At 45.3% G+C, this 23,546-nt stretch carries 21 protein-coding genes; 20 read left to right on the forward strand and 1 reads right to left on the reverse strand.

Going from position 1 to position 23,546, the window contains the following annotated elements; genetic code table 11:
• Positions 1-44: 44 nt before the first annotated feature.
• The gene (rnhC, locus tag D1970_RS16910) at positions 45-971 is read right to left on the reverse strand and encodes a ribonuclease HIII (protein ID WP_119114041.1); all 927 of its coding nucleotides are present in this window, start codon (positions 969-971) and stop codon (positions 45-47) included.
• A 153-nt stretch (positions 972-1,124) separates the two neighbouring features.
• Here rnhC and zapA point away from each other — a divergent pair, with 153 nt between their 5' ends.
• The 20 genes from zapA (at position 1,125) to uvrC (ending at position 23,534) form a co-directional block, all read left to right on the forward strand.
• Positions 1,125-1,385, forward strand: a complete 261-nt coding sequence (gene zapA, locus D1970_RS16915; RefSeq protein WP_119114153.1) for a cell division protein ZapA — start codon at positions 1,125-1,127, stop codon at positions 1,383-1,385.
• 8 nt (positions 1,386-1,393) lie between these two features.
• Positions 1,394-1,936 (forward strand): CvpA family protein, encoded by a 543-nt coding sequence (locus tag D1970_RS16920; RefSeq protein ID WP_119114042.1) that lies wholly within the window; start codon positions 1,394-1,396, stop codon positions 1,934-1,936.
• Positions 1,937-2,016: 80 nt separating this feature from the next.
• Complete coding sequence (polX, locus tag D1970_RS16925; protein WP_119114043.1) at positions 2,017-3,738, forward strand: DNA polymerase/3'-5' exonuclease PolX; 1,722 nt, start codon at positions 2,017-2,019, stop codon at positions 3,736-3,738.
• A 32-nt stretch (positions 3,739-3,770) separates the two neighbouring features.
• Entirely contained in the window at positions 3,771-6,125 is a 2,355-nt protein-coding gene (locus D1970_RS16930; RefSeq protein ID WP_119114044.1) for an endonuclease MutS2, read from the forward strand.
• A gap of 18 nt (positions 6,126-6,143) precedes the next feature.
• Positions 6,144-6,548, forward strand: coding sequence for a DUF350 domain-containing protein (locus D1970_RS16935; RefSeq protein ID WP_119114045.1), 405 nt, complete (start codon positions 6,144-6,146; stop codon positions 6,546-6,548).
• 628 nt (positions 6,549-7,176) lie between these two features.
• A complete protein-coding gene (locus D1970_RS16940; protein WP_119114046.1) occupies positions 7,177-8,889 on the forward strand; it encodes an AMP-binding protein in 1,713 nt (570 codons plus the stop codon).
• A 162-nt stretch (positions 8,890-9,051) separates the two neighbouring features.
• Positions 9,052-9,648 carry a fatty acid metabolism transcriptional regulator FadR gene (gene fadR / locus D1970_RS16945; RefSeq protein WP_119114047.1) on the forward strand — a complete coding sequence of 199 codons (597 nt, stop codon included), beginning with the start codon at positions 9,052-9,054 and terminating at the stop codon, positions 9,646-9,648.
• Positions 9,649-9,681: 33 nt separating this feature from the next.
• Positions 9,682-10,440: an enoyl-CoA hydratase gene (locus tag D1970_RS16950; protein ID WP_374978562.1), complete on the forward strand. Its 759-nt coding sequence runs from the start codon at positions 9,682-9,684 to the stop codon at positions 10,438-10,440.
• Between the two features lie 101 nt (positions 10,441-10,541).
• On the forward strand, positions 10,542-11,315 hold the full coding sequence (locus tag D1970_RS16955; protein WP_119114049.1) for an electron transfer flavoprotein subunit beta/FixA family protein: 774 nt from the start codon (positions 10,542-10,544) through the stop codon (positions 11,313-11,315).
• A gap of 36 nt (positions 11,316-11,351) precedes the next feature.
• On the forward strand, positions 11,352-12,329 hold the full coding sequence (locus tag D1970_RS16960) for an electron transfer flavoprotein subunit alpha/FixB family protein (RefSeq protein ID WP_119114050.1): 978 nt from the start codon (positions 11,352-11,354) through the stop codon (positions 12,327-12,329).
• A 156-nt stretch (positions 12,330-12,485) separates the two neighbouring features.
• Positions 12,486-12,800 (forward strand): thioredoxin, encoded by a 315-nt coding sequence (gene trxA / locus D1970_RS16965; protein ID WP_119114051.1) that lies wholly within the window; start codon positions 12,486-12,488, stop codon positions 12,798-12,800.
• A gap of 199 nt (positions 12,801-12,999) precedes the next feature.
• A complete protein-coding gene (locus D1970_RS16970) occupies positions 13,000-14,199 on the forward strand; it encodes a hypothetical protein (RefSeq protein ID WP_119114052.1) in 1,200 nt (399 codons plus the stop codon).
• Between the two features lie 91 nt (positions 14,200-14,290).
• Positions 14,291-15,244, forward strand: a complete 954-nt coding sequence (locus tag D1970_RS16975; RefSeq protein ID WP_119114053.1) for an NAD-dependent epimerase/dehydratase family protein — start codon at positions 14,291-14,293, stop codon at positions 15,242-15,244.
• A complete protein-coding gene (locus D1970_RS16980; RefSeq protein WP_119114054.1) occupies positions 15,228-16,175 on the forward strand; it encodes a lysylphosphatidylglycerol synthase transmembrane domain-containing protein in 948 nt (315 codons plus the stop codon). Before D1970_RS16975 ends, D1970_RS16980 begins: the two co-directional genes overlap by 17 nt.
• Positions 16,153-17,655, forward strand: a complete 1,503-nt coding sequence (locus tag D1970_RS16985) for an alkaline phosphatase family protein (protein WP_119114055.1) — start codon at positions 16,153-16,155, stop codon at positions 17,653-17,655. Before D1970_RS16980 ends, D1970_RS16985 begins: the two co-directional genes overlap by 23 nt.
• Positions 17,615-18,373 carry a glycosyltransferase family 2 protein gene (locus D1970_RS16990; RefSeq protein WP_119114056.1) on the forward strand — a complete coding sequence of 253 codons (759 nt, stop codon included), beginning with the start codon at positions 17,615-17,617 and terminating at the stop codon, positions 18,371-18,373. The genes D1970_RS16985 and D1970_RS16990 overlap by 41 nt, the downstream gene beginning before the upstream one ends.
• Before the next feature lie 93 nt (positions 18,374-18,466).
• Positions 18,467-19,222, forward strand: coding sequence for a hypothetical protein (locus D1970_RS16995; protein ID WP_119114057.1), 756 nt, complete (start codon positions 18,467-18,469; stop codon positions 19,220-19,222).
• Between the two features lie 33 nt (positions 19,223-19,255).
• Complete coding sequence (locus tag D1970_RS17000; protein ID WP_119114058.1) at positions 19,256-20,182, forward strand: FTR1 family iron permease; 927 nt, start codon at positions 19,256-19,258, stop codon at positions 20,180-20,182.
• An 81-nt stretch (positions 20,183-20,263) separates the two neighbouring features.
• On the forward strand, positions 20,264-21,784 hold the full coding sequence (locus tag D1970_RS17005; RefSeq protein WP_119114059.1) for a glycosyltransferase family protein: 1,521 nt from the start codon (positions 20,264-20,266) through the stop codon (positions 21,782-21,784).
• Positions 21,762-23,534 carry an excinuclease ABC subunit UvrC gene (gene uvrC / locus D1970_RS17010; protein ID WP_219915580.1) on the forward strand — a complete coding sequence of 591 codons (1,773 nt, stop codon included), beginning with the start codon at positions 21,762-21,764 and terminating at the stop codon, positions 23,532-23,534. Before D1970_RS17005 ends, uvrC begins: the two co-directional genes overlap by 23 nt.
• The last annotated feature ends 12 nt before the right edge of the window (positions 23,535-23,546 follow it).

Consider the following 23,546-nt stretch of genomic DNA (forward strand, 5'->3'; position numbering starts at 1 on the left):
CTAGATGCCTGAGTTATATGCTCGACCCTTTGGCAGGCAGGGAATCACTTATTTGCAAGCTTCATCGCTTTTTCGGTGTTGGCGAAATGGAGCTTAACAAATTCGTTGAGGCAGCCGTCGCCCTTCGTTTTTATCAGCCTGGCTGCAGCAATGTCGACCTGTGCCCCTGCACCCTTTGGAATGGTAAACCCTGCTTTTTTGCCTAGGTTGTCAAAATGCTGGACAAAGGCGTAGCGGGCAATCATCGAAGCGGCCGCGACTGCCAGGTGGATGCCTTCCGCTTTGGTACTGAAGTGTACCCTTTCCTTGATGATGTTGCGCTGCCCTTTAAGATAGTTGTAATACACTTCTTTTTGTGCGAATTGGTCAATAAGTATCGCTTCCGGGACTTCCGGGGATATTTTCCGGAGCAGATGCCCGATCGCCTGATTATGCAAAAGTCCTTTCATTTTCCCTTGAGACATGCCTGATTTCTGAAGTTCATTGTATTTCTCGTTATTCAGCGTAAGGAGGCTGTATGGAAGAATCTTGACAAGCTGTTTCGCGATCATGATGATTTTATCATCTTTTAGATTTTTGGAATCCTGGACTCCGAGTTCCTTAAGGAGAGGGAGATCCTCTTTTCTTGCATATGCTGCAACGACAGTGATAGGGCCAAAATAATCTCCCGTTCCCACCTCATCGGAGCCGATGACCGACATGGTTGAAATATTTGGAGGCAAGTGGGTGGGCGAAGCTTTTTTTACAGCTGCAGCTCCTGCAGATTCAGGTTTACCCCATCTTGATGCTTCCGTCTCGCCATCTTTCCCTTGGAATAACACTTTGCCTGATTTATATGCTGTTATGGAACAGCTTGGGGTTTTTGCTGAAAAAACTCCTCCGGGAGGGATTTTCTCACTGAGAAAGGAACTGTAGTAGGATTTCATTTTGTCTATTTCATTCAAATTTTTATTCAATACAATATTGCCCAATGTAGCAGCACTCCCTGGCTAGAATTTTTTTGCCGCTGTATCAGATTAAGCCAATATGGCTTATTGACAGGCAGACAGCATGTCTTGCTTTCCTCGAGGATTACGTTCATGTTATAGTATAGAGTAGGATTCTCACGAATGGAGGCATTAATGTTGTCGGACACAAAAAAAAGCCGCACCACTGTTGATATATATGGACAACAGTATACAATAGTCGGCTCAGAAAGCACCAGCCATATTAGGCTCATTGCCTCGATGGTTGATGATAAAATGAGAGAAATCAGCTCGGCGAATCCTTCCCTTGATATAAATAAGCTGGCCGTTTTAACCGCTGTGAACGCAGTGAATGATTATATAAAAATGAAGGATCACGCTGAAAGGCTTGAAGCCGAAATTAATAGAAAAAAGGACTGAAGACGAGTATGCTCGATCTTATACTTCTTATCCTCCTGCTGGCTGGATTTTTAATTGGTTTAAAAAGGGGCTTTATTCTGCAGTCCATCCACTTGGCCGGATTTATCGCCGCCTTTATTGTCGCCTCGATTTATTGCACCAGCCTGGCGGAAAAGCTTACATTGTGGATTCCCTATCCAAGTACGAGCACTTACCCGGCCGCTGACATGATTCTCGGAAGCTCGGGGATGGAACAGGCTTTTTACCGTGCAATTGCTTTTGCTGTCATCTTTTTTTTCGTGAAGATTGTGCTTCAAATGATCGGTGCCATGCTGGATTTTGTAGCCCATCTTCCAGTTATTAAGAGCGTGAATGTTTGGGCTGGCGGCCTGCTTGGATTTGCAGAAGTTTATCTTATTGCATTTATTTTATTGTACATTGCTGCGCTGATGCCTTTGGAAGCCGTCCAGGGCCCGCTCCAGGATTCACTGCTGGCTGAGGGAATCGTCAAACATACACCGATTTTCTCTGCGCAAATTAAAGAATTGTGGATTCAATATGTAGCGGCATAACTTCTCTTGACTAGAGAAGTTTTTATTTTAGCGCTCTGAAGCAAGTGCCCAAAGAAAAAATACAGGCAGGAGGTAATCCGATGTCGGCAAATAAAAAAGATGTAGTAGGACTGCTTGAAACGATTGCAGTCTATATGGAGCTGAAGGGTGAAAACCCTTTTAAGGTATCCGCGTTCAGAAAGGCCGCGGGAGCGCTTGAAGCGGATGACCGAAGCCTTTCTGAAATGGGAGATTTGACAGCGCTATCTGGTATTGGCAAAGGAACGGCCGCTGTTATTGATGAATATAGGGAGACAGGAACATCTTCAGTGTTGAAAGATTTGCAGGAGGCTGTGCCTAAAGGGCTGGTACCGCTTTTGAAGCTGCCTGGACTCGGCGGAAAGAAACTCGCAAAGCTCTATAAAGAACTCGGGGTCGACGACAGTGCCAGTCTTGAAAAGGCATGCCGAGAAGGGATGGTGCGTGAGCTTTCTGGTTTTGGAAAAAAATCCGAAGAAAAAATTCTCACATCCCTTCTTTCAGCAGGAACCCGCCCTGAACGCCTGCCAATCGCCTACATGCTTTCAGTTGCTGCGAGCATTGAAGAGAGAATCGGAGAAATAGAGGGAATCGAAAAATACGCACGTGCAGGAAGTCTTCGGCGCGTGAGAGAGACAGTAAAAGACCTTGATTACATCCTGTCTGTACAGAGTGCCGAGACAGTGAAACAGGGATTGCTGCAGCTTCCCCGCATAAAAGAAGTGATTGCTGCGGGAGATACGAAGGTATCATTAACTCTTGATCTTGATTATGAAGTAAATGTGGACTTCAGGCTTGTCACGCCAAAAGAGTTCGTGACAGCGCTCCATCACTTTACCGGTTCCAAGGATCATAATGTCCGCATGCGGCAGCTTGCAAAGGAACGCGGGGAAAAAATCAGTGAATATGGCGTGGAAAATACTGAAACTGGGGAAATATTGACTTTTCATACAGAGGAAGACTTCTACCATCACTTCGGCCGGCCTTTTATACCGCCAGAATTGCGGGAGGATGGAACAGAAGTCGAACGTTATCATGATAGCCTTGGCCTTGTAACCCTTGGTGCGATCAAGGGAGATCTCCATATGCATACAGCGTGGAGCGACGGAGCACACTCGATAGAGGAAATGGCAGAAGCCTGCCGAAAGCGGGGTTACCGTTACATGGCGGTAACTGACCACTCGCAGTATTTGAAGGTTGCCAACGGATTGACTCCTGACCGCGTGAAAAAGCAGCTGGAGGAAATCCGGTCTATAAATGAAAAGTACGATGATTTTACGATACTATCCGGAATTGAAATGGATATACTGCCCGACGGGTCGCTCGATTTCGAGGATAGTCTGCTGGCAGAGCTGGACATTGTTATCGCGTCCATTCATTCGGCTTTTTCCCAGCCTCAGGAAAAGATTATGGAACGGCTCAAAACTGCACTGTCAAATCCGCATGTTGATATTATTGCCCATCCGACCGGCAGGCTAGTTGGCCGCAGGGAAGGCTATGATGTGGATATGGATATGCTTATCGAGTTGGCGAAAGAGACTGGGACGGCGCTTGAACTAAATGCCAATCCCCATAGGCTCGACCTTTCCGCTGAAAACTTGAAGAAAGCCCAAGAAGCCGGGGTTAAAATTGTTATTAATACCGATGCACATAAAATCGATACACTTTCACATATGGAAATTGGGATTCCAGCTGCGAGAAAGGGCTGGATCCAGGAAAAGACGGTGCTGAATGCAATGAGCCTCGAGGAATTGCATGACTATTTGCATAGCCGCAGAAGCTAATACAGCATCCTCGTATAAGGAGGAAGAAAACGATGCTGCAGAGAGTGCTTAAAACACTTGAGTTTGACAAAATCGTTGAACAGTTGCTTGACCATGTATCATCCCCTCTAGGGAGAGAAAAGGCGGAGGCACTTGCCCCGTCTGTGGATTATGCTGAAGTCGTCAGGCTTCAGGAAGAAACGGATGAAGCTGCAAAAGTACTCCGCCTGAAAGGCAATGTACCGCTTGGCGGCACCCATGACATTCGCGCGCACGTCAAAAGAGCGTTGATCGGGGGCGTACTCAGCCCTCAGGAGCTTACACAAGCGGCAAGTACAATCCATTCCAGCAGAATGATGAAAAAATTTATCAATGATATTAATGAAGAGATAGATTTGCCAATTTTGGCTGAATATGCTGGGAGAATTGTTGTACTCGCGGATTTGGAGGAATCAATCAGGAGGGCAGTTGATGAGGGCGGAGAAATACTGGACAGTGCCAGCGATACGCTTCGCTCCCTCCGTCAGCAGTTAAGGTCAAGGGAAGCAAGGGTAAGGGAAAGGCTTGAAAACATGATCAGGTCATCGAACGCCCAAAAAATGCTGTCAGATGCGATTGTCACCATTCGTAACGACCGCTTTGTCATTCCGGTCAAGCAGGAATACAGAGGCCACTACGGCGGGATTATCCATGACCAGAGCGCTTCCGGTCAGACGTTGTTTATTGAGCCTCAGGCCATCGTTCAGCTTAACAATGAGCTGCAGGCAATCAGGGTGAAGGAACAGCAGGAAATTGAAAGAATTTTGGCAGAGCTAAGCGTGCTTGTCGCTGGGTCTGGAGAAGAGCTGCTGGAAATCACAGCAGTACTGGCAAGCCTTGATTTCATGTTTGCAAAGGCAAGGTACGGTAAACAGATCAAAGCCTCCAAACCGGAAATCAACGACAACGGAATCATCATGCTCACACAGGCAAGACACCCTCTGATTCCAGGGGATGAAGTTGTTTCGAATAACTTTTCCCTTGGAAAGGATTTCACAACGATTGTCATTACCGGACCGAATACGGGAGGGAAAACTGTTGCCCTTAAGACGGTGGGGCTCTGCACCTTGATGGCTCAGGCTGGGCTGCAAATCCCGGCGCTTGACGGTTCCGAGATAGCTATTTTTTCGGCTGTTTACGCTGATATCGGGGATGAGCAGTCGATTGAGCAAAGCTTGAGTACTTTCTCTTCCCATATGGTCAATATTGTTGGAATCCTTGAAAAGGCAGATTCCGACAGCCTCGTCCTGTTTGATGAGCTTGGAGCCGGTACAGACCCGCAGGAAGGTGCGGCACTGGCAATATCGATTCTTGATGAAGTATACAGCCGAGGGGCAAGGGTGATTGCGACGACACACTATCCGGAATTGAAGGCTTATGGCTACAACAGGGAAGGTGTCATCAATGCAAGTGTTGAGTTTGACGTTGCGACATTGAGCCCGACATATAAGCTTCTGATTGGGGTGCCGGGCCGAAGCAATGCTTTCGAAATTTCCAGACGCCTAGGACTCGGTGATTCTGTCATCGAGAAAGCTAAGACATATATCAGTGCTGACAGCAACGAAGTGGAAAACATGATTGCCTCGCTTGAGACAAGCAAACGCCTTGCTGAAAAAGAGCTGAAAGAAGCCCACGATACCCTGAAAGATGCAGAAAATCTGAAGAAAGACCTTCAGCAGCAGATCACTGCATATTATGACAGAAGAGATGAGCTAATCGAAAAAGCGAAGGACAAAGCTTCTCGAATTGTGGAAGAGGCAAAAACTGAAGCAGAACAAGTCATCAAGGACTTGAGGCGGATGAGGCTGGAGAATGGCGCCCAGGTTAAGGAACATGAACTGATTGATGCCAGAAAACGCCTTGAGGGAGCAGCGCCAGAGAGGACTCCTGCGAAAAGAGGAGCAAGCCAGAAGCCGGCGAATCCTAAGCTGAAGCCTGGAGACGAAGTCCTTGTTACAAGCTTTGGCCAAAAGGGGCACTTGGTCGAACAGATCAATGAGAAGGAATGGCAGGTGCAGATAGGCATCCTGAAAATGAAAGTGGACGAAAAAAACCTGCAGTATGTTGCAGCGCCTAAACAGAAGGAAACCAGGCAGGTGGCTACTGTCAAGGGCCGCGACTACCATGTCGGCCTTGAGCTTGACCTTCGCGGCGAGCGCTATGAGGACGCGTTGATGCGCACGGAAAAATACATTGATGACAGTCTGCTCGCAGGCTACCCCCGCGTGTCTATCATCCACGGCAAGGGAACAGGCGCTCTGATGAGAGGTGTGCAGGAATACTTGAAAAATCACCGTTCCGTAAAGAAAATCCGGTTTGGGGAAGCAGGCGAAGGCGGCACGGGTGTAACAATCGTCGAATTCAAATAGCTGGCGGGGAGATAGAGCATGAATCATTTCTGGAAAAACGAGTACGTCCTGACTGCCGGATATTACAGCGTGGCAGTCCTTTGCATGATTGTGTTCCTGGCTATATTTGAACTGGTAACCAAATATCGGAACTGGGAAGAGATTAAAAAAGGAAATCTGTCTGTCGCGATGGCTACGGGAGGAAAAATTTTTGGCGTCGCCAATATCTTTCGGCATACCATTCTTCAGCATGATTCATTGATTACAATGGTAGGCTGGGGTGTATTTGGGTTTGTGCTCCTCCTTGCAGGGTATTTCATTTTTGAATTCCTGACCCCTGGCTTCAGGATTGATGATGAAATTGAAAAAGATAACAGGGCAGTCGGCTTTTTGTCCCTGGTGATTTCAGTCGGATTGTCCTATATCATTGGGGCCGGGATATGAAAGGAAGAGAGTTATGGAAAGATTAGCGAAGCTATTGCTCGTTCTTTGCGGCATTTTTATCATCATTGGGATGGTTTACCTTTTCGTATTATCCTGATTTTTGTCATAGCTGGAAGGGCTGCTTTCAGCAGCCTTAGATTGGCGAAGGCGAAGAAGGTATGTTTTTGGTGATTTGAGAGCATCTTTAGGGAAAAAGTCGTCATTACTCAGCTGATTTAAGCGGGGTAATGATGCTTTTTTTGTTTTATGGATTTTTAAGAGCAATGTTGTTTGGGATTTACTGGAAAACACCTACAGCTTTGTGAATGGCAAGTTTCTTGAGATATCAACCAGCTTCTGCGATATATCGATCATCCTCGGAGCGGACATCGGCCCACTTTCATGGCATATCAACCAAGCTCCAATTTTCCGCCTGTCCGGTTATCGAGTTTATCCTCATATGTGTTGTAATTTTATTTGAAGCACGAGAGGCAATCTTATCCTTCATTCCTCGGCAAACACTTTGCTCCCTAAAGGTTACTGAGTGACTGCGGGCTTGTTTATTTCAATTTGTCATAAAAAGACATGTATATTATAATGGGATGCAAACGTAAGAATTTTCTAAATTTTTCAAAAGGAGGAGAAGAAGATGGGGAAAAAAATCTGGCTAAAACAATATCCGCCAGAAATACCTGACACGCTTGAGTACAGGAAGGTGCCTATCCATGAGGGACTTATCCAGACGGCGAGCGAGTTTCCCGACAGAAGTTCCATTCACTTCATGGGTAGGGAAATGAATTTCGCTGCACTGCTTGTCGATGTCCGTAAGCTCGCTGCCTATCTTCAGTCACTTGGAATCAGAAAGGGAGACAGGGTTGCTGTCATGCTGCCGAATATCCCGCAGGCGGTCATCAGTTATTATGGAATATTGCTTGCAGGAGGTACTGTTGTCCAGACGAATCCTACCTATACCGAAAGGGAACTGGAATACCAGATGAAGGATTCCGGTGCAAAAGCAATCATCACTCTGAACCTTCTTTATCCAAAAGTCTCAAAAATTTTAAAAATGACGGATTTGGAAAATGTGATAGTGACAGCAGTTAAGGATGCCCTTCCGTTTCCGAAAAATTTATTGTACCCCATCATTGAGAAAAAGAAGCAAGGCATGATTGTCAGCGTCAAGCATGGCCATAATGTCCACCTTCTTTCAAAAGTATTAAAGCAGCCTGCTGGCAGCCTGGTACAATACGCATATGACATTGAGGAAGACATCGCTCTCCTGCAGTATACTGGAGGGACAACCGGATTTCCCAAAGGAGTTATGCTGACACATAAGAATCTGACAGCCAATGCTGCCATGTGCCGAGCCTGGTTATATAAATCAAAGCGCGGGGCGGAAGTTGTCCTCGGCCTCCTGCCATTTTTTCATGTGTATGGAATGACTGCTGTTATGATCCTTTCAGTCATGGAAGGGCACAAAATGGTTCTCCTGCCTAAGTTTGATACAGAGGCAACATTGAAAACGATCCAGAAGCTGCGCCCGACCCTTTTCCCTGGTGCGCCGACAATCTATATTGGACTTCTGAACCACCCCGAACTAGAAAAATATGACCTGTCATCGATTGACTCCTGCATAAGCGGTTCAGCTCCCCTTCCGCAGGAAGTGCAGCAGAAATTCGAACAGGTCACCGGCGGAAAGCTTGTAGAAGGATATGGGCTCACTGAGTCTTCCCCTGTCACTCATGCCAATTTCCTTTGGGGACAAAAACGTGTTCCAGGAAGTATTGGAGTGCCATGGCCGGACACGGATTCAGCAGTTTTCTCGCTTGAAACAGGAGAAGAACTTCCCCCAGGAGAAATTGGTGAAATCGCTGTAAAAGGGCCGCAGGTGATGAAAGGTTACTGGAAGAGGCCGGAAGAGACAGAACAAGTATTACGGGACGGCTGGCTCTATACAGGAGATTTGGGATACATGGATGAAGATGGATTCTTCTATGTTGTTGACAGGAAGAAGGATATGATTATAGCAGGCGGGTTCAATATATATCCTCGTGAAGTCGAAGAAGTGTTATATGAACATCCGGCTGTACAGGAAGCGGTCATTGCAGGCGTCCCTGACCCCTACAGAGGCGAAACGGTAAAAGCATACATTGTCTTCAAGGCTGGAATGTCAGCCACAGAAGAAGAACTGAACGCATTTACACGTAAGCATCTTGCCGGATATAAGGTGCCAAGGCTTTATGAATTCAGGAGTGAACTGCCGAAAACAGCAGTCGGGAAAATATTGAGACGGGCGCTTGTTAATGAGGAAAAAGTGAGGAGCAAGGCTGCAGCAGAGAATGCGGATATAGATTCTGCATGAGCTGTAGGATAAGGATTATTTCTTGACAGAAATACAGTTGACTACTATTATAAAAATATGAATGACTATTCATTCATTTTAAAATTAACAGACGAACGGGCAGGCATTGATGCTGTTTTTATTCCTGCCCATGTTTTTCCTGCAGGGGGGGAGGGGTGACATATGAAAAAGAATAAGCCAAAGTACATGCAGATAATTGATGCAGCGGTGGTTGCCATCGCTGAAAACGGCTACCATCAGGCGCAGGTTTCAAAGATTGCGCGGCAGGCGGGAGTGGCGGACGGCACCATATACTTATATTTTAAAAACAAAGAAGATATCTTAATCTCCCTCTTCCAGGAAAAAATGGGGTACTTCGTTGAAAATATTGAAGAAAAAATAGCAGGAAAAGAGACGGCGGCGGAGAAGTTATTAATGTTGGTCGAAACACATTTAACTTTGCTGTCCGAAGATCGGCATCTTGCCATTGTGACGCAGCTTGAACTTCGGCAGTCAAACAAGGATCTCAGGCTTAAAATCAACGAGGTGCTTAAAGGCTACCTCACCATGATTGACCGGATCATTTTGGAAGGGATTGAAAAGAACGAATTTATCAGCACATTGGACATCAGGCTTGCAAGGCAGATGATTTTTGGCACCATTGACGAGACAGTTACTTCATGGGTGATGAATGAGCAGAAATTCGACCTTCCGGCCCTTGCCAAACCAATTCATCAATTGCTGATAAATGGCTGTGGATATCGCCAGCCGGTTATGTAGAACAAAGGAGGGAGAAATTTGGAGCATCTTAAAATGACTTCGGAAAACAGGGTGGCAGACATTACGATAACCCGTCCTCCCGCTAATGCTCTTTCATCAGGGCTTTTGAAAGAGCTTTCGGCCATTTTGGACGAGATTGAGGCGGATCAGGAAATCAGGGCGGTTGTCATCCACGGGGAAGGCAAGTTTTTTTCTGCCGGTGCAGATATCAAGGAATTTACCACAATTAAAACCGGGGAAGAGTTCTCAAGGCTTTCCGAATACGGACAAAAGGTATTTGAAAGAATGGAAACCTTTAGTAAGCCTATTATTGCAGCCATCCACGGTGCGGCACTTGGCGGAGGACTTGAACTTGCAATGGCCTGCCATATCAGGCTGGTTACAGAAAAAGCCAAGCTCGGCCTGCCGGAGCTTCAGCTCGGCCTGATACCCGGCTTCGCTGGAAGCCAGCGGCTGCCAAGATATGTAGGGATGGCAAAAGCAGCCGAGATGCTGCTGACAAGCGAACCGATTACAGGAGTCCAGGCTGTCCAATACGGTCTTGCAAATCATGCTTACCCTGATGAAGAACTTCTTGAAAGCGCCTTCAGGATGGCGGGGGCAATTGCAAAGAAAAGCCCTGTTTCTGTCAAGGCTGCCATCGACCTGCTTGGCTATGCGAAAACGGGTCAGTTCCATGAAGGGGTTAAGAAAGAAGCAGATTATTTTGGCGAGGTATTTGTTTCTGAAGACGCAAAAGAAGGAATTGGGGCTTTCCTTGAGAAAAGGCAGCCTGAATTTAAAGGGCACTAATGGACAACAGGATTTCCAGTAGATCCATAAAAATTTTTTGCCTATAATATTTTTAATCTTTCGAACTGAAATAAATGTTTGAATATCTGGGAGGGGAAAACATGAACATCTACGTTTTGATGAAAAGAACTTTCGATACTGAGGAAAAGATTTCAATTTCCGGGGGACGCATCAATGAGGATGGTGCTGAATTTATCATCAATCCTTATGATGAATATGCAATCGAGGAAGCAATCCAGGTTCGAGATGCCGAGGGTGGAGAAGTAACTGTTGTTTCCGTCGGGAGCGAAGAGGCTGAAAAGCAGCTGCGAACAGCACTTGCAATGGGTGCAGATAAAGCTGTTTTGATTAATATAGAAGATGATATTGAGGACGGCGACCAGTTCACGACAGCAAAAATTCTTGCGGAGTATTTGAAGGACAAGGAAGCAGACTTGATTATCGGCGGAAACGTTGCCATTGACGGCGGCTCCGGCCAGGTTGGTCCGCGTGTTGCCGACCAGCTGGGAATTCCTTATGTTACTACAATAACAAAGCTTGAAATCAATGGAGAAACGGTTACGGTAACGCGCGATGTGGAAGGCGATTCCGAAGTGATTGAGACAAGCCTTCCGGTTCTGGTAACTGCGCAGCAGGGACTGAATGAGCCGCGCTATCCATCTCTTCCAGGTATTATGAAAGCAAAGAAAAAGCCGCTTGATGAGCTTGAACTTGATGATCTTGACCTTGAAGAGGATGATGTTGAAGCGAAAACAAAGACGATTGAAATTTATCTTCCTCCAAAGAAGGAAGCTGGGAAAGTTCTCCAAGGCGATTTGTCAGACCAGATCAAAGAGCTGGTGAACCTTCTTCATACAGAGGCAAAAGTAATCTGATCATAGTGAACAGAATATACGCAGGAGGGAATTTAAATGGCGAGAAAAGTGTTGACATTAGGGGAAGTGCGTGACGGTGCATTAAGAAACGTCTCTTTTGAGACGATTGGCGCAGCAAAAATTGCCGCTGAAGGCGGAGAGGTTGTCAGCGTTCTGATCGGGAACGATGTGAAGAGCTTAGGCGCAGAGCTCATTCAATACGGAGCGGACAGAGTGGTTGTTGTAGAAGATGAGAAATTGGTTCAGTATACTCCTGATGGCTATTCACAAGCATTGATGACAGTCATTGATGGAGAAAAACCTGAAGGCCTCATTTTCGGCCACACAGCCCTTGGCAAAGACCTTGCCCCGAAAATAGCAAGCAAGCTGCAGTCCGGATTAATCTCTGATGCGACAAGTGTTGAAGAAGCAGGCGGAAACCTTGTTTTCACCCGCCCGATTTACTCCGGAAAAGCATTCGAGAAAAAAATAGTGACAGATGGTCTTGTATTCGCGACAATCCGTCCGAATAATATTGCACCGCTTGCAAAGGATGAAAGCAGGAGCGGAGAAGTATCCTCACTTCAAGCGGACATCAAGGATTTGCGCACAGTCATTAAAGAGGTTGTCCGCAAGGCTTCTGAGGGTGTTGACCTTTCGGAGGCAAAAGTTGTGATTGCGGGCGGACGGGGAGTCAAAAGTGAAGATGGTTTTGAACCGCTTAAGGAACTTGCAAGCGTGCTAGGAGGAGCAGTAGGAGCATCCCGGGGAGCTTGCGACGCTGAATACTGCGATTACTCCTTACAAATTGGCCAGACCGGCAAGGTAGTCACACCAGATTTGTATATTGCTTGCGGCATTTCAGGAGCAATCCAGCATCTCGCGGGTATGTCGAACTCAAAAGTGATTGTTGCCATCAATAAAGATCCGGAAGCCAACATTTTTAAAGTTGCGGATTACGGCATTGTCGGCGATCTCTTTGAAGTCGTGCCAATGCTTACCGAAGAGTTCAGGAAGCTAAAGGTTCACTCATAATAAATCCAGATGGACGGGCTTCCCGTCCGTCTTTTTTTACAGAATAAAAAAAAGGCCATACGGGCAGATTACATACGTAAACAAATCATTAGCATCGCTATGGAAAGGGTGCTATACTGTCGTTAGTATTTTAGATTTCTATTAGGAGGCATATAAATGGCTATTACACATGCAACAGACCAGTCTTTCACTACAGAAACAGGTTCCGGCGTTGTGCTCGTTGATTTCTGGGCTCCATGGTGCGGTCCATGCAAAATGATTGCCCCGGTTCTTGAAGAGCTTGACGGCGATATGGGCGACAAAGTAAAAATCGTCAAGGTCGACGTTGACGAAAATCAGGAAACTGCAGCAAAATTCGGGATTATGAGTATCCCAACGCTGCTTGTTTTAAAAGACGGCGAAGCTGTTGACAAAGTTGTCGGCTTCCAGCCAAAAGAAGGCCTTGCAGAGCTTCTTAACAAACACATCTAATCTTTTAAAAAAATCCCCGGCTTGAAGCGAGCTGGGGATTTTTTTTTTTTTGCCAAACTTGTTTTTTCACATATTTGTCACTATTTTTCTCGAATTATATTTGACATTGATAATCATTCTCTTTTATAATTCAAATTGTAAATGAAAATGATTATCAACAATTAACCAAACAATAAAAATACTCAGGGGGAAATCATCAATGAGAAAACGTGAGCTTAAAAAAATCTTTGCAGGCTTCCTGGTAGCCAGCACCGTTCTTGCAGGCTGCGGAGCCGGCGGAGAAAATGCGGAAAAGCCTGAAGAAAAGAAGCAGGAGCAGCCAGCGCAGAAAGAGCAAAAAGAAGTGAAAGTGGAAGATACTGATTCCGCAAAACAAACCGCAGCTTTTGAGGAAATGAAGGCTGAACTTGAGAAGGCAGAAGAAAATAATAAAGTCGACTGGAATCTTGTACAGAAGAAATATCAGGACGGGCTCCAAAAAGACGTTGCTGAGATCAGCGCTGATTTTGACCAGGCGATCCAGGCATCCATCGAAGCTGGAAAATCCGGGGAAATGGATGCAGTAGTGGCTGGTGAATTAATTAACAAGACCACGCAGTCCTATTTCTACCAAAGCCAAAAGACCCTTCAAAAAGCAGCATCAGAAGCGCTCGGCTCAGGGAAGAAAAAGGATGCTGAAATGGCTTTTGCACAAGTAAAGCATTTAGCTGAAAAAGTATTCATTCCAACGGCTGAAAAGCGGGACAACTACTATGAACTAACCGGCGAGAATAGTGTGGCGGAAAATATCAACTCAGGCCTTTCTGCGCAGGAAGAAGCGCTGAAAGCAGACAAGGCGGAGGATTTCAGTGTATATATGCAAGTAACGGATAAATCTATTTACCGCACCTTCTACCTTGCTACAAAATCATATGGCGAAAAAATTGAAGCAGCAGTGAAAGAAGGAAAAGATAAAGCCGAACTTTCCATCATGCAGGCTGAGGGCTGGGGCTTTTTGCAGGCTATCAAGGAATCACTTGGCGGAGGCGACGAGGCTGCAGCTGCAGAGCTGAATAAGCTGTTTACTTTGAATGAAACCGACCCTTCGGCAATTAAGGGAGACAATGTTAACAAATTGTTCAATAAAGCAATTATCGGCAAAATCAATGGCTACTATACGCAGGCTCCTGAAGCGCTGAAAGCTGGCGAGCAGGCTATGGCAAAAGTGGAAGCGATGGAAGGGAATATGTTCCTGAAGGCACTTCAAATGCAGATGAATGAGAAGCTCGGGGAAGACAAATCCGAGGAAACTCTTAACGAAGCTGAGAAATTTTATACGGCTGTTTCCGACAACAAACAAGACGAAGCAAAAGCCCATGCCAAAACAGTCATGGGAAATATCAGCGAACTTGCAAAGTAAAAAACAAAAGCCGCCACTGTGCGGCTTTTGTCATACTTTTAATGACTATGGTAAAATGCTACTGTTCAGGAAGAAAAAAGAGGGTGTTAAATTGAAGATAATTGTCACAGGAGGCGCAGGTTTCATCGGAAACCACCTCGCAAGAAAACTGATTGCTGAAAAACATGAGGTGACGGTCGTTGATTCCCTGCATCCCTATTATTCTCCCGAGAGGAAAGAGCAGCATTTAAGGGAAATACAGAAAAAGGGTGAGTTCAGATTCGAGAAAATCGATTTGCTGAATCCAGAAGTGACAGCAAAGCTGTTCGCTGAGGTATCCCCCGAAGCTGTTGTCCATCTAGCTGCATTACCGGGTGTAGCCTACTCTATTGAAAATCCGCTCCAGTATATAGACTATGATATTAAAGCGACGGTTAATGTTTTGGAGGCTGCCGGGAAAGCCCAATCAAAACAAGTCTTATTTGCATCTTCTTCGTCTGTCTATGGCAATCAGTCCATCCTCAGCGCATTTAAAGAAGAAGATGCTGTCGGGAGGGCAGTATCACCTTACGCGGCATCAAAATTTGCTGCAGAGTCTTTCTGTCATGTATATGAGAGCATGTATCAGTATCAAGTGAAGATTCTTCGCTTCTTTACAGTTTACGGCCCTTGGGGAAGACCTGACATGGCCATTGCCTCGTTTATCAAGAAACTCCGGCAAGGGGAGACCATTGATATTTTTGGACTTGGCAGCTCAAGGGATTATACATATATAGATGATATAATCAATGGCCTATACCTGACGTTGACACAGCTTAATCAAAGCGCCATTTTAAACCTTGGCTCAGGTAAGCCTGTGACTATGGAGGCGCTTCTCCGGGAACTGAATCTGCATTTTCCGTGCATGAAGACAGCCATGAGAGCGGAACGGGCTGGTGATGTGCATCATACGTGGGCGGATATAACTCTTGCTAAAAAGCTGATTGGATACAAGCCTGAGACAGACTTTAGCACAGGTATCCAAAAAACGGTGTGCTGGGCAGAGAATTATGCTGAATACCTCTAAAAAAGCCATAAAGACAGGATTGTCCCTCTTATTAATTTCCTTCTTTATTCTTGTTACCTGTCTTTACGCAGATTTGGATATATTGTTTGGAGACATTGAAACCATCTTTAAAAGGCCGTTGACGCTAACGACAATCCTGTTTGTTTATTTTGCAGCGTTTTGTGCGAGAGGGCTTGCATGGAAGCTTTATTTAAAAAATACTCCTTCTTATATGAGCTGTATAGCCGGAATTTTTTACAGCCTTCTATTGAACCATTTGCTCCCATTCAAAGCAGGGGATTTAGCAAGGATTGGCATACTGAAGCTTCGGGAGCCCGGCATATCAAACGGACAGGTAGTAAATTCGGTTGTTGTCCTCCGATTATTGGATATGGCCATATTATCTGTGATTGCCGCGATAGGGCTTGTTTCACTGCATATGCAATTCCGTTTCTGGCCTTTGCTGCTTTTTTCTATTACGACCTTCGCTTTCATTATGGCTGGACAAAAGCATTCTAAATTTGTAAAAAGGCAAGTTGAATTGATGAAAACCGGACTTGCTGGATTATCAGGACTTTTTGTTATCGTCTTGACAGCGGGAAGCTGGATAATGGAAGCAGCGGTCGTCTACGGTGTCCTGACAATCTTGGGAGAACATGCTTCCATTTGGGAGGCAGCCTGGGTAAACAGCATTACTGTGGCAGGACAAATTTTCCAGGTAACACCGGGTGGAATAGGGAGCTATGAGGCTGTCATGATTTTTGCCCTTGGCTTAGCAGGTGTTCCTGTAAATGAGGCATACTCTGCTGCAGTTATGACGCACTCTATTAAGTTTATATTTTCATTTGCAGCCGGGGCATTCGTTCTGGCAGCTTTTCCTGTTTCATTCCCAACAATCAGAAAGTGGCTCCAGGAAGGGAGAGAAAAGCGTGAAAAACGCGTCAAGGTTTGAAAAAACAGCTGCGAGATGCTGGAACCTTCTCAATGAAGGGAAACCATTCACACCAATTTTTATTGCAGGTACATTAATTCTTTTTTATTTTAACCAGATGTGGGATCTTAAGGCAGCCGCACATATAGGTGTTGCTTTCCTGGCCGTAGTTCCCCTTTTGGCCATATACTATCTCTTTGATTTCCCGCTATTTTTAAGGAATTACCTATGGGTGCCGGTCATAGCCTTTGTCCTCATCTGGCCAAGCGTGAATTTGTCGTTATTGTTGTTTGCTGCTGGCCTTTATTTCTTTTTTACAGTTTTCTTTTGGGGAACACTATATTATCACTTGAGGATCGGAACCTCTTGGCTGAACTTCACCCGGTTCTGGAAGCTTGTCCTAAAAAACAGCGATTCAACCAGCGGGAATGCCCAGGAACAGCTCCCAAAAATCTTTTTGGTTCTTTCAGTCTGGAATCTTGTTTACGACAAGCTTGAATCTGCAGCAGCGGTTCCGATTGGTGAAATCGGCATATTCTATGTGTCGCTCCTCCTTTATGCTTTCATCCTCCATCGGTATTTGTTTGACTGGAAGCCTGCCCCGTATGCGGAATATACAGCAGGTCCCCACATCCCGCAAAAAGGGGTTTCGGACAAGGTTGTGGTTATTGTCGTTGATGGGATGAGAAAGGAACGGTTTTATGAAGCTAAGACGCCTTTCCTGGATAAGCTAAAAGAGAACGGTACCGAGTATTTGAATATGGAGACAGTTTATCCTGCCAGGACCGTTGTGTGCTTTTCATCAATGTTTTCCGGCACATATCCGTACGAACACGGGATTAAATCAAATATGGTTTGGAAAACAGGCATCAAAGTTGAAACCATATTTGATTCATTGCGAAAAGTAGGCAAAAAAGGCAGGCTTCTTGCCGTTGCCCATCTTGTTGACTCAATGGGTGATGATGTTGATACATTTACTGCGGTTATGCATAATGACAAAGCTGATCCTGTTATCATGGCGCATGCCCGGAACATCATGAAGGAGAAGGACCCGGACCTCCTAGTTGTCCAAATGATTGCAACCGACCAAACGGGGCACAGCAGGGGCGTGCTTTATGATGAATATATCAGCAAAATCGAAGAGGCGGATAAACTGATTGAGGAGTTTGTCGATTATCTTGAAGCAGAGGGGAAAATGGAAAACACTACGCTGATTATTTGTGCTGACCATGGCCAGGCTGACGGAATTGGCGGGCATGGGCATCTTGATGAAGGGGAACGTTTTGTACCATTCTTCATGCACGGGCCTTCAGTGGAGAAAGGGAAAAAGGTCCAGGAAAAACAAAGTCTTGTTTCGCTGGCTCCGACGCTCTCATACCTGCTTGGGGCTCCTTATCCTGGTCATAGCCGAGGCAGGGTCCTTGCCGAAGCAATCAAAGTGAAGAAAGAAGAGAATTCAATTGAAAAAACAAAAGATCACCGTATTTCTGCCGGCCTATAATGAAGAAGATTCGGTCGGACAGGTAATTAAGGATATCCCTCGATGCTTTCACAAGAGCATCGAGGTGGAAGTCATTGTCATTGATGACGGCTCTACTGACAGCACGGTCAAAGAAGCTTGGAAAGCCGGAGCTGATGATGTGGTTTCTTTTCCTTCTAACAGAGGGCTGGGTGCAGCTGTCAGGCAAGGATTGGAGGAATGCTTTCGAAGGGGGGCAGACATTGGTGTCATGATTGATGCGGATGGTGAATACCCAGCAGAACAAATTCCCGAACTCATTACCCCAATCCTTAACGGCATGTCGGATTATACAATGGGATCAAGATTTATGGGGACAATCAAGGGGATGAAATTCCACCGCAGGATGGGAAACTATGTGTTTACATTCCTCCAGATGATATTGCTGCGAAAGTGGCTCTATGACGGCCAGTCAGGAATGAGGGCTTTTTCACGAAATGCGTTAAAGCATGCGGAAATCATTCATGATTACAATTACGCGCAGGTTCTGACTCTGAACCTTGTGCGTAAAGGTTTTAGGGTGCTGGAAGTGCCAATACGCTACAGAGTCAGGTGCACAGGGACCTCCTTTATCACCTTCCGCAAATATATGTCCAATGTCCTGCCGGCCGTTATAAAGGAAATGAAGCGCCCCGTAGAAAAAGTCAGCATGCTTGAAGAAAAGGAAAAAAGTAAGGATATCTCGTATAAACAAGCTTAGAATGATGACAAATCGGTGAAGATTGAGAATTACCGTTGACAACGGAAATGATAATCATTATCATTATCATTGAAATGTGTAGGAGGGAAATCGATGAAGAAAGCATTATTTTTTTGGCTATCAATGATATTTGTTCTCATTAATATTCTCCCTGGGCAAGCCTCTGCCTATTCTTATGGAGACCCGAACGAAGAAAAGCTTGCGGAAGTATATAAGTCGATGCAGCTTAAGCTTGATGAAAACCCTCCGAATTTTGCCGGAGCAGAATCCCTATTTGATACAGTGAAAGAAGAAACCGATATGCATATGGGGAAAGAGCCTGGTGAAATCATTTTAAAAAGCATCGAGAAAAAAGACAAAAAAGCTACACTAGAAAATATGGAAAAGCTGCTTGTCCTTAACGTGGCAAGGAGACTTGAAAGCATAGAAAAAAATTTCCAAGAGTATGATACAAGCAAGAAGCTCCTTGCGAAAGGTTTTGCTACTTACGAAGCTCTTTCGCCAAAAGTTGAGTCGCAGGATACCGGTACGGACAAGAAAATTCGCGATGAGTTTGATGCCGCACTTAACTCGCTTGGCAACCCGGGATTATTCGGAGTAGGAAAAAAAGAATCGGATATAGGAAGCTTTAAAAACAGTAAAAAAGTGATTCTCGATACATTGAAGGATGAATTTGAAATGACGAGTCTTGACGTCGGCCATTTTTCTGAAAGTGCAACCGAAACAGAAGGAACCGGCAAGAAAGACTGGACCGATCTTTCGAATGTACGGAACTGGATACCAATTGTTTTGATTGTTGCCGTTATCGGCCTTGTCGTTATGACTGCGCTCAGACGCAGGAAAGCATAAAAAAGGATTCCCGGCTGGAGAGGAGAGACTTCTATGGAAATACAAGCTTTATTGATTACATTCCGTGAAGTGCTTGAAGCGCTGTTGATTGTAGGTATTATTGTTACCTACCTGAAAAGGATGGACCAAAAGAAGTATACGAAGTATGTTTGGCTGGGGGCAGGTCTGGCTGTTCTTGCAAGCATTGGTGTGGCCATGCTGTTCCAAATCGTCTTTACCGGGTTTGCTGCCATGGGCAGTGAAATCTACTTGAAGATCGGCATCATGTTAGTTTCCACTGTTCTGCTGACGCAAATGGTTTTCTGGATGGCGAGCCACAGCAAAGACCTTAAGGGCAATATGGAAGGTAAGATGAACAAATTCATCAGTACCGGCAATATTGTTGGTATGGTGATTCACTCATTCCTTGTTGTTCTGCGTGAAGGGATAGAGACCGTATTCTTTTTTGCGGCCATCACTGGAGGAAACATAGGCGCGGCCATGCAGGGCTGGGGAGCGATATCCGGTGCATTGATTGCCGTACTCATTTCCTATTTCTTCTTTAAAGGCACAATGCGGGTTCCGTTAAAAACGTTTTTCAAGGTTACTGGTGCATTCATCATCCTGATTTCAGCGGGACTCCTTGTCCAGGCTATTTCCATGATGCAGGACATTAATCTGATTGGAAGCGTAATGCCGCATGTTTATGACATTACATGGCTTCTTCCGGAACATCCGATTGATTATCAGCATTATTTGCGCGATAATGGTGTTACTCCTCTACTGTCAGGGGACATTGGCATATTCCTGAAAGCATTGTTTGGATATTCTTCCATGCCTTCAATTGAAGAAATCATTGCTTATATCGGTTATTTTGCTGGTATTTATCTCCTTACCTCGAGCAAGTCAAACGGAGCCAAATCTGCAGCGGCTGAAGAAAATAAGCCAGAAGCTGAGGTTCTTGAAAGTAAAATCAGCTAATAAAAAACTCTCTCCGGGCATCAGAAGTACAAGGCAGACTCCTTGTACTTTTTTTATTTTACAGATGGTGGTGCGCAAATAATGAGCTTGAAAATGGACGGGCAAAAATACTGGATATATCATTTTATAGAAGGGATTAGCATTTTAAGCATACTGGCTGTCCTTCTGGTCCAGCTTGTGAACGTAAATCCTTTTGCTGCCGGGTGGGACCAGGTAGACTATTCCCTTGCTTTGGAGCGGTATGATCTTTCGAGAATGCAGCCACATTTTCCTGGATATCCTTATTTTATTTTAGGTGGTAAACTGATCAGCCTTTTAACTGGTAATACTCCCGCAGCATTGACACTTTTTAATATTATTTTATATGGAAGCTCGGTTATCCCCGTTTTCCTGCTTGCGGCAAGGCATTTGCCCCGCCATTATGCCTGGCTACTTGCAGCTATTGTCTACACTTCGGCATATCCCTTGGCAATGGTAAATACGCCAATGTCGGAAGGCGCTGCGCTTGGAGTGTTCTGGTGGTATTTCCTGTCACTTGTGTTCGCCTCTGAAAAAGAAAAGCCAGCATATATTCTTCTTCCAATGTTTTTGTTCAGCATTTTGCTTGGCGTCCGCCTCTCATACCTTCCGCTTGGAATTGGGCTCCTCGTCCTATTGATGATAAAGCTTAAATGGAAACAGGTCAGCATAAAGTCCGCTTCGATGATCGTTTTCATCGGAATTCTATTCCAGCTTGTCTGGGTCGCTGCAGTCGCTGTAACAGAAGGAGGGCTCGCACCTTTCCTGAAACTTGCTTTTGGTTTTACCGGCGGTCATTTTCAGGACTGGGGCGGTACGGCTGCCCTTGATGAAGCGTCGTTCTTTGGCCGGATCAAACAATATACTGCCGGGAATATCATTTGGTGGGGTGTGGCCGGCCGTTCATTGGCATTGTTTTGTTGTTATGCTGTTGCTTTACTGCTTTTGCTGATTCCAGGGAAGAAAGAATGGAAAAAAGGAGTATCCAGCGATATTGTTTGGATTGGCGTCTTTATGGCAGGTGCATATTTCCTCTGGGCTCTGGAAGCACAGAATATTGAAAAACCGCGTCATATCATTCCAGTTGCCCTGCTTGTGATTTTTCTGGTAATAGGTTTTATGCTGAAAAAGGCAAAAACACTTCCCGCCCTCATCGTTGCATCCTGTCTGCTTATTATTCAATCTGGTTTGGCATCCGCCGATATCAGGGAACAGGCAAGGGAAATTCCGGCGATCTATCAGGCCGCCTATTTCCTCGAAAAACAGGAAACGCCGCTAGTTGTATATACATGGGAGGAAACGAGAGTAATGGAATATTTGGAAATGCCTTACTCACATAAAAGGGTATATACTTATGATGTGTTTTTGCATGATTCAAGCTACTACCAGAATCACAGTATCTATTTGACAGACAGTGTAGTGGAAGGGTTTGTATCCCAAGGCGCCGATCTTGAAGGGAAAATTGAAAAGGCAGCACAATTCAGGTCAAATTCGTTGTTTGACCCAGTCTACAATGAGATTGTTTTATATAGATGGAAAGATAGCGGAAAGGAGCAGCAGAATGAACGAAATCATCAGGAATAAGCTTGCCCTGCTGCCGGACCAGCCGGGCTGCTATTTAATGAAAGACAGGCAGGGGACTGTCATTTATGTTGGAAAAGCGAAAGTGCTGAAAAACAGGGTCCGTTCGTATTTTACGGGGTCACATGACGGAAAAACCCTCAGGCTCGTGAATGAGATTGTTGATTTCGAGTATATCGTAACTTCCTCTGATATGGAGGCACTCATTCTCGAGATGAACCTGATAAAAAAGTACGATCCAAAGTATAATGTGATGCTGAAGGACGATAAAAGCTATCCGTTCATCAAGCTAACGGCCGAGCGGCATCCGAGGCTCATTATCACGAGGAAGGTGAAAAAGGACAGCGGCAAGTACTTCGGTCCTTACCCAAATGTCCAGGCAGCCAATGAAACAAAAAAACTTCTGGACAGGATTTATCCATTGAGAAAATGCGTTTCCCTTCCAGATCGCGCCTGCCTTTATTTCCATATGGGACAATGCTTGGCCCCGTGTATACAAGAAGTGGGGCAGGAGGAATACAAGTCTATCAAAGATGAAATCAGTCGTTTTTTGAACGGAGGCTATAAAGAGATTAAAAAAGAGCTATCAGCCAAAATGACTGAAGCAGCAGAAGCGCTTGAATTTGAACGTGCCCAGGAATTCCGTGACAAAATCGCCCACATAGAAACAACAATGGAAAAACAAAAGATGACCTCGACAGATTTTACCGACAGGGATGTATTCGGATATGCTGTCGATAAAGGCTGGATGTGTGTCCAGGTGTTTTTTATCCGCCAGGGAAAACTGATTGAGCGTGAAGTTTCCATGTTCCCTGTGCATGGGGAGCCCGAGGAAGAAATGCTCACGTTTTTGGGCCAGTTCTATTCCCTCCCTGGGCATTTTCTGCCGAAGGAAGTGCTTCTTTCTGACACGATAGATGAAGAAATGGCCAGCACCCTGCTGAGTGTAAAAGTGTTAAAGCCACAGCGCGGACAGAAAAAAGAGCTGGTCAGACTTGCTGAAAAAAATGCAAAAATTGCTCTGACGGAGAAGTTTTCGCTGATTGACCGGGATGAAGAGCGGACAGTCAAGGCTGTTGAAAATCTTGGAATCAGTATGGGCATTTACACGCCGCACCGTATCGAGGCTTTTGATAACTCGAATATTCAGGGTACGGACCCGGTTTCCGCCATGGTAGTCTTTCTGGACGGAAAGCCGGAAAAAAAAGAATACCGCAAGTACAAGATCAAAACTGTCAAAGGGCCGGATGATTATGCTTCAATGAGGGAAGTTGTCAGGAGAAGGTATTCAAGGGTCTTGCGTGAAAATCTCCCTATGCCTGATTTGATCCTCATTGACGGGGGAAAAGGCCACATTGATGCAGCAAGGGACGTCCTTGAAAATGAACTTGGCTTTGATATTCCGATTGCAGGCCTTGCGAAGGACGATAAACACCGTACATCGCAGCTTCTTTACGGAAACCCGCTCGGGGTGATTCCGCTGGGAAGAACGAGCCAGGAGTTTTATTTGCTTCAGCGGATTCAGGATGAAGTCCACCGTTTTGCCATTACGTTCCATCGCCAGCTTAGGGGGAAAAGCTCTTTTCAGTCTATGCTTGATGATATTTCAGGAATTGGGGAGAAGCGAAAAAAAATGCTGTTAAAGCATTTTGGATCGGTGAAAAAGATGAAAGAAGCAACGGTTGAGGAACTGTGTGCTGCCGGAATCCCTGAAAATGTCGCTAGGGACTTAAGAAAAAAACTGCAGGAATAAATCTGTTCAACG

It is taken from the genome of Mesobacillus zeae, assembly GCF_003570705.1.
GTDB classification, from domain to species: Bacteria; Bacillota; Bacilli; order Bacillales; family Cytobacillaceae; genus Mesobacillus_C; species Mesobacillus_C zeae.

Coding starts and splice junctions, on each gene's coding strand:
- D1970_RS16960 (WP_119114050.1), top strand. CDS start 11,352: ATGGCGAGAAAAGTGTTGACATTAGGGGAAGTGCGTGACGGTGCATTA.
- D1970_RS16950 (WP_374978562.1), top strand. CDS start 9,682: ATGACTTCGGAAAACAGGGTGGCAGACATTACGATAACCCGTCCTCCC.
- D1970_RS16920 (WP_119114042.1), top strand. CDS start 1,394: ATGCTCGATCTTATACTTCTTATCCTCCTGCTGGCTGGATTTTTAATT.
- D1970_RS17000 (WP_119114058.1), top strand. CDS start 19,256: ATGGAAATACAAGCTTTATTGATTACATTCCGTGAAGTGCTTGAAGCG.
- polX (WP_119114043.1), top strand. CDS start 2,017: ATGTCGGCAAATAAAAAAGATGTAGTAGGACTGCTTGAAACGATTGCA.
- D1970_RS16980 (WP_119114054.1), top strand. CDS start 15,228: ATGCTGAATACCTCTAAAAAAGCCATAAAGACAGGATTGTCCCTCTTA.
- D1970_RS16970 (WP_119114052.1), top strand. CDS start 13,000: ATGAGAAAACGTGAGCTTAAAAAAATCTTTGCAGGCTTCCTGGTAGCC.
- D1970_RS16935 (WP_119114045.1), top strand. CDS start 6,144: ATGAATCATTTCTGGAAAAACGAGTACGTCCTGACTGCCGGATATTAC.
- fadR (WP_119114047.1), top strand. CDS start 9,052: ATGAAAAAGAATAAGCCAAAGTACATGCAGATAATTGATGCAGCGGTG.
- D1970_RS16955 (WP_119114049.1), top strand. CDS start 10,542: ATGAACATCTACGTTTTGATGAAAAGAACTTTCGATACTGAGGAAAAG.
- D1970_RS16940 (WP_119114046.1), top strand. CDS start 7,177: ATGGGGAAAAAAATCTGGCTAAAACAATATCCGCCAGAAATACCTGAC.
- D1970_RS16995 (WP_119114057.1), top strand. CDS start 18,467: ATGAAGAAAGCATTATTTTTTTGGCTATCAATGATATTTGTTCTCATT.
- D1970_RS16930 (WP_119114044.1), top strand. CDS start 3,771: ATGCTGCAGAGAGTGCTTAAAACACTTGAGTTTGACAAAATCGTTGAA.
- trxA (WP_119114051.1), top strand. CDS start 12,486: ATGGCTATTACACATGCAACAGACCAGTCTTTCACTACAGAAACAGGT.
- uvrC (WP_219915580.1), top strand. CDS start 21,762: ATGAACGAAATCATCAGGAATAAGCTTGCCCTGCTGCCGGACCAGCCG.
- D1970_RS17005 (WP_119114059.1), top strand. CDS start 20,264: ATGAGCTTGAAAATGGACGGGCAAAAATACTGGATATATCATTTTATA.